Source organism: Streptomyces sp. NPDC102274, assembly GCF_044766385.1.
In the GTDB taxonomy this organism is placed as follows: Bacteria; Actinomycetota; Actinomycetes; order Streptomycetales; family Streptomycetaceae; genus Streptomyces.
In genome coordinates this window covers 113,873-131,118 of sequence record NZ_JBIWLW010000015.1, presented here as the reverse complement: position 1 = coordinate 131,118, position 17,246 = coordinate 113,873, and the positions used below count along the sequence as shown (strand labels likewise).

The 17,246-nt window shown below is 70.4% G+C and carries 8 protein-coding genes; 5 read left to right on the top strand and 3 right to left on the bottom strand.

What is annotated here, in order from left to right; all coding sequences use genetic code 11:
• Positions 1-35: 35 nt before the first annotated feature.
• Both ACIRQP_RS21415 and ACIRQP_RS21410 read left to right on the top strand, forming a co-directional pair.
• Positions 36-1,505: a benzaldehyde dehydrogenase gene (locus ACIRQP_RS21415; RefSeq protein WP_403892408.1), complete on the top strand. Its 1,470-nt coding sequence runs from the start codon at positions 36-38 to the stop codon at positions 1,503-1,505.
• Positions 1,506-1,808: 303 nt separating this feature from the next.
• Positions 1,809-3,746: an FUSC family protein gene (locus ACIRQP_RS21410; protein ID WP_403892405.1), complete on the top strand. Its 1,938-nt coding sequence runs from the start codon at positions 1,809-1,811 to the stop codon at positions 3,744-3,746.
• Positions 3,747-3,823: 77 nt separating this feature from the next.
• On the opposite strand, the gene ACIRQP_RS21405 is transcribed toward ACIRQP_RS21410, so the two are convergent.
• Positions 3,824-4,759 (bottom strand): helix-turn-helix transcriptional regulator, encoded by a 936-nt coding sequence (locus ACIRQP_RS21405; protein ID WP_403892402.1) that lies wholly within the window; start codon positions 4,757-4,759, stop codon positions 3,824-3,826.
• A gap of 243 nt (positions 4,760-5,002) precedes the next feature.
• Positions 5,003-6,526, bottom strand: coding sequence for a GMC family oxidoreductase (locus ACIRQP_RS21400; protein ID WP_403892399.1), 1,524 nt, complete (start codon positions 6,524-6,526; stop codon positions 5,003-5,005).
• A gap of 653 nt (positions 6,527-7,179) precedes the next feature.
• Between ACIRQP_RS21400 and ACIRQP_RS21395 the strand changes: the two genes are divergently transcribed.
• The 3 genes from ACIRQP_RS21395 (at position 7,180) to ACIRQP_RS21385 (ending at position 13,054) form a co-directional block, all read left to right on the top strand.
• Entirely contained in the window at positions 7,180-7,815 is a 636-nt protein-coding gene (locus ACIRQP_RS21395) for a LuxR C-terminal-related transcriptional regulator (protein ID WP_403892396.1), read from the top strand.
• 635 nt (positions 7,816-8,450) lie between these two features.
• The gene (locus ACIRQP_RS21390; protein WP_403892393.1) at positions 8,451-11,780 is read left to right on the top strand and encodes a right-handed parallel beta-helix repeat-containing protein; all 3,330 of its coding nucleotides are present in this window, start codon (positions 8,451-8,453) and stop codon (positions 11,778-11,780) included.
• A gap of 38 nt (positions 11,781-11,818) precedes the next feature.
• The gene (locus ACIRQP_RS21385; protein WP_403892390.1) at positions 11,819-13,054 is read left to right on the top strand and encodes a S8 family serine peptidase; all 1,236 of its coding nucleotides are present in this window, start codon (positions 11,819-11,821) and stop codon (positions 13,052-13,054) included.
• Between the two features lie 162 nt (positions 13,055-13,216).
• On the opposite strand, the gene eccCa is transcribed toward ACIRQP_RS21385, so the two are convergent.
• Positions 13,217-17,143 (bottom strand): type VII secretion protein EccCa, encoded by a 3,927-nt coding sequence (eccCa, locus tag ACIRQP_RS21380; RefSeq protein WP_403892545.1) that lies wholly within the window; start codon positions 17,141-17,143, stop codon positions 13,217-13,219.
• Positions 17,144-17,246: the final 103 nt, after the last annotated feature.

The window sequence follows — 17,246 nt, the reverse complement described above, 5'->3', positions numbered from 1 at the left end:
GTCACGGGGTTCTGAGAATCGACCAGGAGAGCTTCATGCCCAGCACCCTGTTCGCGCCCACCGGCGCGTGGAACGGCAAGATCTACAGCAATGGCTGGAAGGAGCCGGGGCTCGGTGGCGAGCCGGTCACCGACAAGGCCACGGGCGCTGTCCTGGGCCAGATCGGAATCGCCTCGGAAGCCGATGTCGCCGCCGCTGCCGCTGCCGCCCATGAGGCGCAGCGAGCCTGGGCGCAGGTGCCCGCCCCCAAGCGGGGTGACGTGCTGCGGACGTTCTCGGAGCTTGTCCTTGAGTACACCGACGAAATCGCCGTACAGCTCATCCGCGAGACCGGCGCCAACCGGGTCAAGGGCGTGTGGGAGGCCCAGATGGCCTCGCGCGAGATCCTTGAGGCGGCCGCGCTCGGCAGCCTGCCCCAGGGCATCCTGGCCGCGAGTGCCGAGGAGGGACGGCAGAGCGTCGCCCGCCGGACCCCGATCGGTGTCGTCGGCATCATCACCCCGTGGAACTCGCCGCTCCTGCTGGCCGCCCGTGCGGTCGCCCCGGCGCTCGTCATGGGCAATGCGGTCATCCTCAAGCCCGACATCCAGTCGCCGATCTCCGGCGGTGTCCTCTTCGCCGAGCTGCTGAAGGAAGCCGGTCTGCCCGAGGGGCTCCTGCACGTCCTGCCCGGCGCGGTCGCGACAGGGCAGGCCCTCGTGAAGGACCCCGCCGTCCACATGATCAGCTTCACCGGCTCCACCCGGGCGGGCCGCGAGATCGGCTCCGTGGCGGGTGGTCTGCTCAAGCGTGTCTCGCTCGAACTGGGCGGCAACAACCCGTACATCGTCCTGGACGACGCGGACATCGAGCGGGCCGCCGGCGCGGGTGCCTGGGGATCGTTCTTCCACCAGGGCCAGATCTGCCTCACCTCGGGGCGCCACCTGGTCCACGAGAGCATCGCGGAGGCCTACACCGAGGCCCTGGTCCGCAAGGCCAGGACGCTGGTGATCGGCGACCCGCTGACCGAGGGGGTCACCCTGGGCCCGATCGTCAACGAGCGCCAGGCGGCGCGTGCCGAGCAGATCGTGAGCGACTCGATCGCTCAGGGTGCCCGAGCTCTCACCGGGGCGTCCCGCGACGGCCTCTTCTACGAGCCCACCGTTCTCACGGGTGTGACCCCGGGCATGCCGGTCTTCGACGACGAGATCTTCGGCCCGGTCGCCCCCATCACCACCTTCAGCACGGACGAGGAGGCGGTGGCCCTCGCCAACGGGACGAGCTACGGCCTCTCCGCGGCCGTCGTCTCCCCGAACCTGGTTCGCGCCCAGCGGATCGCCGACAAGCTGCACGCAGGTGTGATCCACATCAACGACCAGACCGTCCTCCACGAGGTGTACGGCCCGATCGGCGGTGTGGGCGACTCCGGCAACGGCTTCAATCACAGCACCCTCACCAACGCCGACCAGTTCAGCGAGTGGCAGTGGGTCACGACCCGCACCGAGGTTCCCGAGTACTCCTTCTGAGATCTGTCGGCCTGTCGATTCGACAGGCTGCCCGTGAGGGACCGAAGGGTTCCTCGCGACCGAACCCGTTGACCGCTCAGGTCCTGTCCGGTGTGTCGTCTCCGGAGCCGCCCCCCTGCGGGCGGCTCCGGAACGGGAGAGACCCACGCGCCGTGCGTACGCACCGCGGGGTCGGGGCGGCCGGGCCATCGGTGCCGGGCCGACCGTATCCGGGTAGGGAGCCATCACCGTGCGTGCGGCTCCGTCCGAACATTTCAACAGGGCGCTCGCCCTGGCGGGCCGCCCCACCACCGGGAGATCACCATGGCCGCCGTGGAACCGGCGTTGGCCCAGCCGCCCAAACCTCTGCTCGTCAGGCCGCTGTTCGCCGTCAAACCCGTATGGCTGCCCGGACAGGCGGCGGTGGCCGGCGCCACCGTCACCATCACGCTGGCCGGAGTATGGAGCGTGTCCGACGCCGGCTCGGCGGTCATGTCGCTGGCCGGGGCCATGACGGTCCTGTTCGCGCGCGGAGAGCCCTATGTCCACCGGGCACGCACGGTGACCGGATTCGCCCTGCTCGTCATGGCCATGTCCGCAGGGGCGCTGTGGCTCGCCGACTCACGATGGACACTGCTCGCTCTGCTGACGGTCATGGCCGGGCTGGCGGCGGCGGCCACCGAGATCATGCGCACCCCCGTGCCCGGACCCGCGCTGCTGCTCGTGCCCACGACCATCGTGGTGGGCGTTCCACTGACGCACACGAGTGAACTGTGGCACCGCGTCGCCATGATGGCCATCGGCGCCGCGGTCGCCCTGGTGGTGACCCTCGCGCCCTGGCTGCTGTCCCGGCAGGGGCCTGAGCACCGGGCCGTCCTCGCGGCCTACCGCGCCATCGCGGACGCCGCCCGGAGCACCGCGACGGCACGGTTCGCCGTGGACCGCTCCGCCGCGTGGACCGCCGTGGCGCGCGCCCAGCGCGCTCTTGCGCTGGCACGCGGAGTACCGGGCCGCAACACCGAGAACGTGGGCCGGCTCTGTGCTCTCGGCGATCACGCGCCCAGGGTGCTGCACACCCTCGAACTCGTGGCCCTTCAGGAAGGAGCCGAGCTTCCGGCCCGGGTCCTCGAACGCACGCGGGCGCTGCCCGCCGTCGTCGCACGCCTCGCCGCCGGCCAGGCGGTGGCCGTCCACCCCGTGGAACACCCGGCTTCCGCCGGCCCGGTGGTACGGGCCCTCGAACACGAGCTGGCGGATGTGCCGCGTGTCGCGGAGCGCACGGACGTACGGCAGGCGGGGCAGGCCGACCCCGGCCGTGTCGGCAGTCCCCGTCTGCTGCGGCCACTGTGCCGGCGCGAATGGGCCCTGGTCGTCCGCGTCACCGTGCTGACCCTGGTCACCGGTGCCGTCACGATCCTGATCGGGCTGGACCGCTGGTACTGGGCTCCGGTCTGTGCCGTGGCCACACTGTCGGGATCCCACACCTGGATGACGTGGTACCGGGCCGCACAGCGCGGCCTGGCCACGGTGGTCGGGGGAGTGGTCGGTGTGGTGCTCCTCCAGCCGCGGCTGCCTTTCCCCGCGGTGATCGTGATCGTGGGCGCCCTCTTCTTCCTCGCCGAGCTGTCCTTCCCCCGCAACTACGGCCTGGCCATGATCTTCGTCACCCCGATGGTGCTCCTGACGATCCACAGCGCCGGCCCCGTGCCCCTCAACGCCGCGGCCCTGTCCTGGGACCGCATCGCCACCACCCTCGTCGGCTGTGTGTGCGGTGTACTCGGAGTGCTCCTGCTGCTGTCCTCCCCCAGCACCCGCCTCCTCGCCGAGCGCATCGGTCGGTCCCTGGAACTCCAACGGGCCCTCGTCGCCGACGCCCCCGCACACTCCGCCGCCCGGCACGACACGCAGCTGTGCGCACTGATCCGCACCGACCTCGCCGAACTGCACCTGCTCGCCACCGACGCGCTCGGCGAGGCACGCGGCAACCGACGGGCACGCGCCCTGTGGCCGGTGGCCCTGTCCGTGAGCCGGACGGGATACGTTCTGCTCGCCCTCTCCGCGCTCGCGCCCGAGAGCTGGGCGCGGTCCGGCCGTGACGGCCGGCGGCACGACGTCGGGGAAACAGCGGATGCCATAGCGCGGGAGCTGGCGTCGCCGCGCCCACAGTTCCCAGCGATCCTGGACCGGGAACTGCGACTGCTCCGCTCGGTCGCCCTGGCGGACGGACCGGGCAACGGGTCGTGCCGGTACGAGGTTTGCTGAGCCAGGGACCCCCGGCTGCCCGTGTCCTGAACCCCGCGCGTACACGCGGGGTTCAGGACACGGGCAGCCGGCGTCGCTCAGACGTCATGGTGTTCCGCGGGCGTCGACGTGGCGGGCAGGCCGGGCAGGCGGGGCAGGCCGTGGTCCGGGAGGCTGGGACGGGCGGTCCAGCTCGCCAGCAGGCTGAGGGCCTCGGCGGACGGTGAGTCCTCGGGGGCCGCGTAGAGGATCAGCTTCTGGTCCTGGTCGCCGTGGACCTGGAGGGCCTCGTACTCGACCTCGATCACTCCCACATCGGGATGTCTGATCCGCATGACACCGTTGAGGCAGGCGGAGACGTGGTGCTCGGCCCACATACGGCGGAACTCATGGCTCTTGACCGCCAGTTCGCCCACCAGATCGCTCACCAGCCGGTCGTCGGGGCTCGCTCCGGCCTCGGCGCGCAGCACGGCGGCCATGTCCGCCGCATTGCTCTCCCAGTCCACGTACCGGCGGCGCGCCTCCGGAGCCAGGAAGATCCACTTGGCGAGGTTCCGGTCCCTGGCCGGGACCGTGTCCATGTCGAACAGGAAGGACCGGGCCAGCCGGTTCATGGCCAGGATCTGCAGTCCCCGGCCGAGCACGAGAGCGGGTGAGTTGAACTCCTCCAGCATGCGGTGGATCGCGGGCCGTAGGCGAGGGACCGTGCTGGGGCCGGCATGAGCCGCGGGCCTGGCGTGCTGGGTGGCCAGGGCGAAGAAGTAGGCGCGCTCCGTCGTGTTCAGCCGCAGTACGTCCGCGATGGCGACCAGGATGGGCTCCGAGACGTGTCGTGCCCTGCCCTGTTCGAGACGCGCGTAGTAGTCGACGCTCACACCGGCGAGCTGGGCTATCTCCTCACGGCGCAGACCGGGAACGCGACGAGACCGCGACTGGTCGAGGAGCTTGTCCGCGGGGGTGAGACCCGCCTCCTCCGGCTTCAGCCGTGCCCGTCTGGCCCGGAGGAAGTCACGGAGCTCGTCGTTTGTGTCCATGGTTTCCATGGTCGCCCATCACCGGGCGAACAGGAGTGGCCAGGGTGGCACTGCGAGACCCAGGTACGGGCTGTGGCCGCTCGACGGCGAGCCGTGCGGGGCCCGCACACACAGCGGCCTCCGCGGGCGACGTGGGTGGGTACGTCGTACGCGGAGGCTGTGGGCGGTGAGGAGTATCGCCTGGCCGACCGGAGTCCGTCCGCTCGGCCGATGGGGCCGGGGTGCGGCGGTGTGCCGGCCGGCTCAGTGGCTCAGGGCCTGCCGGTAGATGTGCTCGGCGGTCATGATCGTGGTCAGATTGGTGGCGGTGGAGGGCACTTCGGGGAAGATCGAGGCGTCGATGACGCGCAGGTTCTCGACCCCGTACACGGCTCCGTGTCCGTCCACGACGGCCCACTGGTCGTCGGGGCCGCCCATGGGGGCGGTGGATGTGGGGTGGTGGTAGGTGGCGAGGTTCTCACGGATGGCCTTGCTGAGGTCCGCGTCGGACTGAACGGCCTCGCCCGGCATCATCTCGCCGGCCGAGACGGCGGCGAAGGCCGCGTCCCGGGCGATCTCCCGGCTGAGCTTGACGCCCTCCAGCAAGCGCTTGCGGTCACGGGGTGTCGCGAGGAAGTTGTAGTCGATGAGCGGGGCGTCCTTCGGGTCGGCGCTGCGCAGCTTCACCGAGCCGATGGACTCCGGTCGCACCACGGCGATGGCGAGCACGATGGCTCCGCCCGTCGGGCTGTAGCTCGGGTCGATCAGGTGGGTGGCGGAGATGTGCAGGTCGAGTTCGTCGGGGTGGGCGAGTGAGGAGCCGGTCCAGACGATCGCACCGCCGGCCGGTGTCATCTCCTTCACCTCGGGCTTGAGGGCGTACGCGTTGTAGTAGAAGGGGTGGTCCTGGAACCGCCGGCCCACGGGAAGGTCGGAGACGACCTCGATGCCGTGGTGGGCCAGGTCGCCCGCCACACCGATGCCGGAACGCATCAGGATGGCGGCACTTCCGTAGGTACCCGCGGACAGGATGATCTCGCCGCCCTCGTACAGGGTCCCGTCGACCGTGAGCACACCGGTGGCCGAGCGGCCCGCGAACCGCAGCTTGTCGACCTCGGCCCCGCCCAGGATGGTGAGGTTCGGGCGGCGGCGGACGTCGTCGGTGAGGTAGGCCAGGGCGCTGTTCTGGCGGACTCCGTCGACGATGTTGAACGGGTAGGGCGCGACGCCGTTCTGCTTGTCGGCGTTCGGGTCGGTCAGGCGGGGGAATCCCAGACGGTCCGAGGCATCGATGAACGCCTTGAGGGACGGGGTGAGTTCGTCGAACGTCTGCTGGTGGATCGGGAACGGGCCGGTGCGGCCGTGGAAGGCGTCCTCGCCGGCGGTGGTCCGCTCCAGGCGGCGATAGGTCTTCAGGACCTCGTCGAACGACCAGTTGGTCACACCGCGGGCGGTCCAGTGGGCGAAGTCGCCGGCGCGGGCGCGCAGTGCCACCGCCGCGTTGATCGCCGAACTGCCGCCGAGCACCTTGCCGCGCAGCGCGCCTATCTCGGCATCGGTCACACCCGCCTTGGCCAGGTAGCCCCAGTCGTGCTGTGCGTCACCGCCGACGCGCGCCGAGTCGAGCAGGACATCGGGGTACTGACCGCGCTCGTAGGCATGTCCGGCTTCGAGCAGCAGGACCGAGCGCGACGGGTCCGTGGACAGCCGGTTGGCGAGCACCGCGCCGGCCGAACCTCCGCCGACGACGATCACGTCGAACCGCCTGTAGTTCGCCTCGTTGCTCATCTCTGTTCCTTCAAGATCGTGTGCCGTCGTCGTAGCGGCGGCGTGGCTGGGGGAAATGTCGTGGTGAAGGGGGTCCCCGGTCGTCCGGGGTGCTGTGGTGGCGTTCCGGTCCGACGGCCGGCGTTCTGCCCGGTCTCTGCTGTGCCACCACGAGAATCGGTGCAGCGGAGGGGGTGGCGGTGTCATGGTGCGCGTCCTTTTCCCGTTCGGCGCCCGGTTCGGTGCCGTTGACACCACTAAAGACCTCGTCGCGTTCCGCGGGACGCGCGGAGCGGGCACGGCTCTGCCTAGGACTGCCAGTGCGACCTTCGCCGTTCGCACCCGCTCCGCGTCTGCCGGCCCGGCGCATACGACGCGGTGTTCGCGATGCCTCATGACGGCGGCTACCGGCTACCGGCTACCGGCTCTCGCCGATCGGGCTCCCAGGCCGTCGGGAATCAGACATACGCCCGGGCAGGAGCAGTGTGCTTGCGACATTGGATCACTCGGCGCACGCTGCCTAGGCTCTGGTCCGTGGGGTCGGACCACCGGGGTGCGTCAGTGCTGCGGTTCGTCGACCTCGCGGAAATCAGGCGCAGACCGATGAATGCTGCCTCGGCCACTACTCTGACGGTCTTGCACGGGACGAACGATGTTCACGCAAGGAGAAAACTGTGGCTGCACCGGCGCTGGCAGTCATCGCAAGTGACGTGATGACGCGTGATGGCGCTCTTTCTTATTTCCGGGCCGGCAGCCGGGTCAAACTTCTCCCGCCCGCTCTGCACGGTGACGCCGATGTGGCCGTGATGTTCGTCGGGCAGGTGACCGAGGAAACCCTGATGTCGATGCAGCGTTTGACATCCACGGCCTCGAATCGTGATCTGCGCATCGTGCTGGTCGCGGAAGGCATCAGCGAGTCGAAACTACTGCGTGCCGTACGATACGGTCTGGTCGGCTTCGTATCCCGGTCGGACAGCGGTGGTATGGGGCAGGTGCTGCAGGCGATACTGAGCAGCCAAGAAGGTCGGGCCGAGTTGCCGCACATGCTGGTGAAATCCTTGATCGATCAGGTCAGGGATATTCAGGGCAGTGTGCTCGATCCACTCGGTCTCAACCTGTCAGGACTCAAGGACCGCGAGGTCGAGGTCCTCAGACTCCTCGCCGACGGACTGGACACGAGCGAAGTCGCGGACAAGCTGAACTATTCCGAACGCACCATCAAGAGCATTGTCGGGGCAATGACCCTGCGGTTGGGGTTGCGTAACCGCAGTCATGCCATTGCCTACGCAATACGCTCCGGCGCCTTCTGAGGCGAACATCTCCGGTACGGGCATCTTGCCGACCCGGGCCTCGTGGGCCGGAGAAAGCGTACCTCCGGCGAAGGTCATTGCCCGGCCGTGTGAGTCCGGGCAATGACTTTCGCCAAGCGGGCCGATCTCGGGGGAAGATCGACCGCGTTGAACGATAAGGAGCATACAACTGCCTGGGGCGGCCGGTCGACCTTGTTGCACCAGGAGGCAATGGGGTTGCATGAAAGGGCAGTTCGCGGCCGAGTCGTTCATTGGCCGTACCTGGCGCCGCCGGTGTATTCACCGGAAAGCCACCGGGATATTCCGCCGCACCGGCACGGCATTACGCTCCCGGCCGTCAGGGGACGTACTCGCGTGGTCCAGGGCCGGGGGCGGCCACCGTCCGGGGGGGCCGGCCCGGGAAGCCGGAACATAGGGCAGAGTCCACCGTCCAAAGGGGCAGCGCTGGGCGTCGGCGGTGGTTTCGTTCAAGGAACCGCCCGCGCCCGCTCGTATGGTCGGGAAGTGTTTCCTCCCGTCCTCATGAACGACAGTGTCCTGGCCCGCGCCGTAGCCCCCACTCGAACTGCGCCGGTACCCGTATCAGGCGCCCGGGTCCGGCGACCCACCGGTGACCACTTGAGGAGGATCGACGCGTGCCACGCCAGCTGCTGACGGTCGGCCCCGGATCCGCGGACGACTCCCCCACCATCGCCGAGGCCCTGGCCAGGACGCGCAGTGGTGCCGTGATCCGTGTCCGGCCGGGAAAGTACGCCGAGAACCTCGTCATCACGACCCCGGTCACCATCGTCGCGGAGCAGGGCCGTGGCACCGTGGAGATCGCCCCGCACCGCGGCAGCGCCTTGGTGCTCAAGTCCGACGCGGTGATGCTCACCGACCTGACACTGCGCGGCCGGGACACGGACCTGCCCGTGGTCGACGCGCCGCGCGGACAGGTGGCCATGGACGGCTGCGAGATCACCGGAGCCGCCTGGACGGCACTGATCGCACGGGCCAACGGCTCGCTGGCCCTGCGGGACTGCCGGATCAGCAACCCGGGCGGCGCGGGGGTGGTGGCCACCTCGGCGGCGGAGAGTTCCCTGGAGTCCTGCACCATCGAGCACCTCGGCACCACCGGGGTGGTGATCGGGGATCACGGCCGGATCACGGTGCGCGGATGCACCATCCGGGACGCACGCGGCAACGGCGTACTCGCCAACGGGCAGGCGCAGGGATCCGTCGAGGACTGCGACGTCTCCTCCACCGACAAGCCGGCCATCGCGCTGGAGGGCCACAGCACCACCCGGGTGACGCGCACCGTCGTACACGACACCAGCACCGGTGTGTATCTCACCAGCCAGTCCCGCACCACACTTGAGGACGTGCGGGTCACCGGCACATCGGGCCCCGGCATCGTGCTGAGCGACGGCACCGATCCCCTGTTGCGCCGCTGCCGCACCACACGCACCCGCGGCCATGGGCTGCTGATCACCAACCGGGCGCGGGGCACTCTCGAAGACTGCCGGCTGGAGGCCGCACAGGCACCCGCGCTCCGCGTGGCGGGGTTGGCTTCGCCGGTCCTGGTCGGACTGACGGTCCGCGACACCGCCGAGACCGCCGTGCTGCTGGAGGAGGAATCAGCGGCGGAGCTGGACCGGCTGAAGATCGTGGACGCGCTCGGGACAGGTGTCTCCATACGCTCCGGCGCCAATCCACTGCTGCGTCGGGCCCATGTCGGCCGGTCGCGCGGCGATGGCGTGGAGGTCGTCATGGAGGGGAGGGGCCGACTGGAGGACTGCGAGATCGACCGGGCAGGCGGCGTCGGCGTCCGGGTCGAGGACGGCGGCAGCGTCTACATCGGCGGCGGCACCATCGGCTCGTCCGGCGGGGCCGGGCTCTCGATCGGTACCGAGGGCATCGTGACCATACGGGACTGCGTGATCCAGGAACCCGGGGCGCCCGGCATCTCTGTGGCGGAGAAAGGCGAACTGACCGCCACCCGCGTTCAGGTGCGCGGCAGTGCGGGGCACGGCGTGCTGGTCGCCGACGGCGGCCGGGGATCCCTCAATGCCTGCGAGGTCATCGGCGGTGCGAAGGACGGTTTCCGGATCGAGAGCACCGAGCCGGTGGCCGTGGTCAACTGCGTCGCCCGGGACAACGCCGGCCGTGGGCTGATCCAGACCAAGCAGAGTGATCGGGTGGCCGTGGAGGGCCTGACGAGCACCGGCAACGGCAAACGGGACGCGTGGGGCGCCGGCGATGCGGAGGGTACCGATCCCGCCGCGGCAGCCACGGACGGCGGCGAACATCTGGCTCGTGAGGACGGACCGCTCGCCGCACTCGATTCACTCATCGGCCTGCAGAACGTCAAGCACCAGGTCCGCACACTGATCAACCTCACCCAGCTGACCCAACGCCGGACCCGGCTGGGCATGTCGGCGCCACCGATGGGCCGTCATCTGATCTTCGCGGGCCCGCCCGGCACGGGCAAGACCACCGTGGCGCGGCTGTACGGCACCATCCTCGCCGAACTCGGCACGCTGCGCTCGGGCCATCTGGTCGAAGTCTCCCGGGCCGACCTGGTGGCGCAGGTCATAGGCGGAACCGCCATCAAGACCACCGAGACCTTCAACCGCGCCTTGGGCGGTGTGCTGTTCATCGACGAGGCGTACACCCTGCTGTCCGACGGCCGCGGGTCAGGCGCCGACTTCGGACGGGAAGCGGTGGACACCCTGCTCAAACTGATGGAGGACCACCGCGACGACGTGGTCGTGGTGGCCGCCGGTTACTCCGCCGAGATGGAGTCCTTCCTCTCCTCCAACCCCGGCCTCGCCTCCCGCTTCTCCCGCACCGTGAAGTTCGAGAACTACTCGGTGCCCGAGCTGGTGGCCATCATGGAGAACATGTGTGCCGCGCACCAGTACACGCTGGACGAGACCAGCAGGAAGGCCCTCACCGTGCACTTCGAGCGCATGCCGAAGGACGCCTCCTTCGGCAACGGCCGTGCCGCCAGGCAGGTGTTCGAGGAGATGGTGGACCGGCAGGCGTTCCGGCTGGCCACCCAGACGGACGTGTCCCAGCACGACCTCACGTTGCTGCTGCCCGAGGACGTCGGCGAGGAGGCGGCCGCCGCGGCGTCCGGGGCCGCGGGAGCGGAACATGAGAGCAGCGGGCCGCTGGCCCGCCTCGGTGACATGGTGGGCCTGGACGCCGTCAAGCGGGACGTCACCGACCTGGTCAACCTGCTGTCGACGGCCCGGCAGCGGGAGATGGCCGGGCTCCCCGCGCCTCGCATCAGCCACCACCTGGTCTTCACCGGCCCGCCCGGTACGGGCAAGACCACGGTCGCCAGGCTCTACGGCGAACTGCTGGTCTCGCTGGGCGTCCTGCCGCGCGGACAGCTCGTCGAGGTGGCCCGCGCCGATCTCGTCGGCCGCTACATCGGCCACACGGCGCAGCTCACCCGCGAGGTGTTCGAACGCGCCCTGGGCGGCGTGCTGTTCATCGACGAGGCATACACGCTCACGCCGGCCGGCTCCTCATCGGGCTCGGACTTCGGCCAGGAGGCAGTGGACACCTTGCTGAAGCTGATGGAGGACCACCGCGACGACGTGGTGGTCATCGTCGCCGGTTACACCGAGGAGATGGAACGTTTCCTGTCCTCCAACCCCGGTCTGTCGTCCCGTTTCTCCCGGCGGGTGGAGTTCGCCAACTACTCCTCGGACCAGCTGGTCACCATCGTCCGCCGGCACGCGGCCTCGGTCGGCTACGACTGCGGACCCGGCACCGGCCAACTGCTGCGGGAGTACTTCGACTCGCTGCCGCGGGACCGCTCGTTCGGCAACGCGCGACTGGCCCGCCAGGCCCTGGAGGGAATGATGACCCGTCAGGCCGGTCGGCTCAGCGTCGTGAAGAGTCCCGGCATCGGGGATCTGCGGACGCTGCTCCCGGAGGATGTCGCGCTGCGCGCGGCGGTCGGCGAGTGACCGGACTGCCGGGTTTTCACGAGCCGCAGGGCGACAGCGTGCCCAGGACACAGGTCACCGGCCGGACAGGACCTAGACGCGCCCTGACCGTCCTGCTTCCGCTGCTGCTGGCCACGGGGACGCCGCTGAGCGTGGGCGTACCCGCCTCGGCGGCCGAGCCCGGCGCCGTACGACTGCCCGTGATGCCATCCCGGTTGGCCGCGGGAGCCTCCTGCACATCGGCGTCGCACGAGGTGGCGACGGCGACACCGTGGGAACAGCGGAGCCTGGAACTGCCCAAGGTCTGGCCGTCCGGCAGCGGCGCCGGGGTGAAAGTGGCGGTGGTGGACACCGGGGTGTCACAACAGGCGCGGGCGCTGGCCGGCCGTGTCACGGCAGTGGGCGGCGCGACAGCGGATCAGGACTGTGTGGGGCACGGCAGTTTCGTCGCGGGGCTGATCGCCGCGGCGCCCGTCAAGGGCGTCCACTTCGCCGGTGTGGCCCAGCAGGCGGCCATCCTGGCCGTCAGGGGAACCGACGACCGCGGTGTCGCGACGGACACCACGGTCGCGGGCGGCATCCGGGCCGCCGTGGATGCCGGGGCCCGGATCATCGAGGTCTCCCCGGCCCTGGCGGACCGCTCCCGCACACTGACCGCGGCGGTCTCCTACGCCGCCGGCCACGACGCGCTGATCGTGGCCGCGGCGGTGCCCGACGCCACCACGACGACCATGTCCACCGACACACCGCCCCGGAGCTACTGGCCCGCCGACGAGGCGGGCGTCCTGTCCGTCGTCGCCGTCGACGCCGAGGGACAGGCCCCGCAGGGCTCGCCGGCCCCCCGGCACGCCGATCTCGCGGCACCCGGCGCGGGTGTGATCGGTATCGGCCCCGGCGGCACCGGCCACTTCATCGGTTCCGGGGCGTCCCTCGCCGCCGGCTATGTCGCGGGCATGGCCGCCCTGGTGAGAGCCGCGGACCCCGAGCTGACCGCTGCCGAGACCGCGAACCGGCTGACCACCACCGCCTACCCGGCCGATGTGCCACGGCTCGACCCGTACGCCGCGCTCACCTCGGTGCCCGACACCGCCACGCACGGCGAGAAGCCCGCCGAGGAAGCGGTCCGGCTGCCCGAGCAGCACACCGATGCCGGGACCACGCGGCGTGCCCTGCTGGTGGCCGGTGGGGGCGGTGCCCTGCTCCTGCTGGTGGTCTGGGCCTCCGCCGTCGTCCCGCGCGGCCGGGCCCGCGGCTGGCGTGCGGCCGCGCGGAACCGCCCCACCGGGACGAGCTGAGCGACACCCACCATCCCGCGGTGCCGTCGGGCGAAGCGGCCCCTCCCACCGGAACGAACCCGCAGCGGAAGGGCGGGGCCGCGGACCCCCTCATCGGACCGGCCGTATCGGAGCACCGCGTTCGTTCGGTACCGGACGCCGCCTACCCGTACCGGACGCCGCCTACCCGCCGACGGGGGCGTCCACCAGGGGCGTCTGGATCAGCGTGGCCTGCCGCCTGACGATGTGCTGCGCCCGGCCCGGCGGCAGGTTGCGCGGCTTGATGTTGCCGAACACATAACCCTCGGACGGCGGGCAGGACAGCAGCAGACCCGGCGTGTTCACCTCGTCCAGACGCCGCAGCAACTGGTCGTTCAGCCCCCGGCCGGAGCCGTTGGCGGAGCGCACCACCACCATGTGCAGGCCGACCTCGTGCCCGAGAGCCAGATAGTCGAACAGCGGGGCGAAGGGATGGTCGAAGGCGTTGCTGCCGACGACCATGTCGTAGTCGTCGACCAGGATGAACAGCCGCGGTCCCGACCACCAGTCCGCTCGCCGCATCCTGGCCGGCGCGACGTCCTGGCCGGGCAGCCGGGTCTTCAGCGCCCGCGCGGAGCCTCCCACCAGCTCACGCAGCGCGTCCAGCGACACCGCGTGTCCCAGCCGGTAGTCCTCGGGAACCGTCTCGACCAGTTCGCGCCGGTAGTCCACCACCAGGATGCGGGCCTCGGCGGAGGTGTAGCGAGCGGTGATCGCCGATACGGCGAGCCGCAACAGGTTGGTCTTGCCGCTCTCGGAATCGCCGACCGCGATCAGATGCGGCGTCCTGCTGAGATCGTGCCAGACCGGGGAGAGCGTTTCCTCGTCGAGGCCGATGGGGAACCGCAGCCCGTCCGCCAGCTCCGGCGCCGGCAGTTCGGAGACCGGCAGCCGGTGCGGCAGCATCCGGACCGGCGGGGCGACAGGCCCCCGCCACTCCCCGGCCACCCGCTCGACCAGGGCGGCCACGCCCTCGCTGAGGTCCTCCGTGCTCTCCTGGCCGTCGATGCGGGGTAGCGCCGAAAGGAAGTGCAGCTCGCCCTCGACGGTCAGGCCGCGGCCCGGACTGCGGGGCACGGAGGCCGCCTTGCGGATGTCCACGACCGAGTCCATCGTGTCACCGAGCCGCAGCTCCAGCCGGGTGGCCACCTGGTCGCGCACCTGCGCGGACAGTTCGAGCCAGCGGGCCGTGGCGACGACCAGGTGGATACCGTAGTTGAGGCCGCGCGCCGCCATCTGGTTGAACGTCGGCAGGAGGGCGTCGAAGTCCTGACGCAGCGTCGCCCAGCCGTCCACCACGAGGAAGACGTCCCCGTACGGTTCGTCGGCGAACTCACCGGCTGCCCGGCGCCTGCGATAGGAGGCCATCGAGTCGATGGTGTGGTCCAGGAAGAACTGCTCCCGCTGATTGAGGATCCCGGTGACCTCGGCCACCGTACGGTTGATCCGTTCGGTGTCCAGCCGGGACGCCACCCCGCCGACGTGCGGGAGCCCGGCCAGCGCCGGGAGCGTGCCGCCGCCGAAGTCGAGGCAGTAGAACTGCACCTCACGCGGTGTATGGGTGAGGGCCAGCGCGGTGATCAGGGTGCGCAGCACCGTCGACTTACCGCTCTGTGAGCCACCCACGACGCCCACGTGGCCGCCGCTCGCCGACAGGTCGACGACCAGCGGGTCACGCCGCTGCTCGAACGGCTTGTCCACCACGCCGACCGGTACGCGCAGGCTGCCGACTCCGGGCCACCTCGCCGCGGTCAGTCCACGCTCCGGGTGCTGGGTCAGACCCGGCAGAAGTTCGTCGAGGGCGGGCGGCAGGTCCAACGGCGGCAGCCACACCTGGTGGGCCGGCGGCCCCGCGTCGCGCAGCCGGTCCAGGGCCACCGACATCAGTGAGTCGGCCTTCTCGTCCTCTGCGGTGTCCGGCTCGGGATCCGGCTCATGGGCGGGCGCCCGGGGCACCACCCAGCCCGCCGTCCACGGCACCACCTGGCTGGCCACCCTGGCCTGCGCCACCGCACCACGCCGGCGCCGGTAGTCTCCCGAGACATACGCGGCCCGGAACCGGGTGAGGGCGTCCACACCACTCTTCAGGAAGCCGCTGCCGGGCTGGGACGGCAGCTGGTAGGCGTCGGGCACCCCGAGAACCCCTCGGCTCTCCATGGCGGAGAAGGTACGCAGTCCGACGCGGTACGACAGATGGCTCTCCAGCTGGTGCATGCGCCCCTCGTCCAGACGCTGCGAGGCGAGCAGGAGATGCACGCCCAGAGAGCGGCCGAGCCGGCCGATCATCACGAACAGATCCATGAACTCGCGGTGCGCGGCGAGCAGTTCGCTGAACTCGTCCACCACGACGAACAGGCTCGGCAGCGGCGCCAGCGGGGTGCCGGCCGCGCGCGCCTTCTCGTATTCGAGCGCCGAGGTGTAGTTGCCGGCCGCCCGCAGCAATTCCTGACGCCGGATCAGTTCGCCGTGCAGAGCGTCCTGCATCCGCTCCACCAGCGCCGTCTCCTCCGCCAGATTGGTGATCACCGCCGAGGTGTGCGGCAGCTCGTCGAGACCGAGGAAGGTGGCACCGCCCTTGAAGTCCACCAGGACGAAATTCAGCGTCTCGGAGGAATTGGTCAGCGCGAGGCCCAGTACCAGGGTGCGCAGCAGCTCGCTCTTGCCCGATCCGGTCGCCCCGATCAGCATGCCGTGCGGACCCATGCCGCCCTCGGCGGACTCCTTGATGTCCAGGTCCACCGGCATCCCGTCGGCGCCCACCGCGACCGGGACGCGCAGTCGGGCGGCCCCGGTGCCGCGCCTCCACAGCACCGCGGGATCATGCCGGTACAGGTCGGAGATGCCGAGCAGGGCCGTCAGCTCGACGTCGGTGGCCAGCGGCTCGGCCGCGTCGGCCGTAAGGCTCATCCGGTACGGCGCCACCATCCTGGCCAGCGCCTCGGCGGCGGTGGGGCCGATCGCGTCGGGGCGGCCCAGCCGGGTCGTCTGCTCCTTGCGACTGCGGTCGGTCTGTACCAACTGGACGGCGTCCGGCCGTACATCGAGCCGGAGAGTGATGCGTCCCGGCCGCCAGCGCAGGGCCCCGGCCAGATCGACGACGACCGCGTTGCGGAATCCCGGGCCGTCCAGCCGGTGCCCCGACGGCACCGTGACGCCATCCAGCACGATCACCGTGAACGGCTCGTCCCTGCCCGGCGACGCCTCCGGGTCGAAGACCGGCCGCTCGCCGAACTCCGTGCCCAGCAGTTCCTCCAGGCCGTTGAAGGCCGACGCCACCATGCGGGCCGGGCCCGCTCCGTCCTGCTCCTGCGGATGCAGGTTGTGCGGCAGCCACTTCGTCCACTCCCACTCGTCGCGGTGCTCGTCCGCGACGCACAGCGCGATCCACACCTCCTCCGGCGGGTGGAAGAGCGCGAGCTGGCACAGTGCGGCGCGGACCAGGTTCCGGGCCGCCGTCTCGTCGCCCCGCAACAGCACCCGGGCCCAGGACCGCAGATACAGCGCGATCGGCTGGTCGGGCACGACGCTGTAGGCCCGCAGGAATCGCCGCAGCGCGTGCGAGGACAGCGGATCGAGGTCTTCGACCGGCTTGGTGGACAGTGTGGACAAGGGCAGCGCCAGCTGCTGATCACCGACGGCTATCCGTACTTCGGTGAAGTCCTCGTCCTTGACCCGGCGCTCCCACAACCGGGTGGTGCGCACGATCGAACGCAGGGCCTTCGGCTCCGGATGACGCCAGGCCAGTGCCTGCTGCTGCTCGATCACGGCCCGGTGCACCCGCCCCCGGGTCTGCGACAAGTAGCGCAGATAATCCCGGCGTTCGCCGCGCAGCCGCTGCTTGCGTTCTTCGCGCTTGCGCATCACCTGGCCGATCAGCATGGCGCCGGAAGCCAGGATCATCATGCCGAGTGCCATGTATGTGAAAACACCGGCCGAACCCGGCCGGAGAAACATCAGCATCATCGACGTGGACATCATGGCCATGGGCAGGTACGTCCACACCGCCGAGTTGTCCGGCACCGTCTCGGGCAGCGTCGGTGGCTCCTGGAGGCTCAATTCCCCTTCGGGCATGTCCGGGCCGCGACGGCGGGTCGGTCGACGGAACAGGACGACGCTCAACGAACCGGCTCCTCATGGCAGTGCTGTGCCGGGGCTGGGCCCCGCTGATGGACAG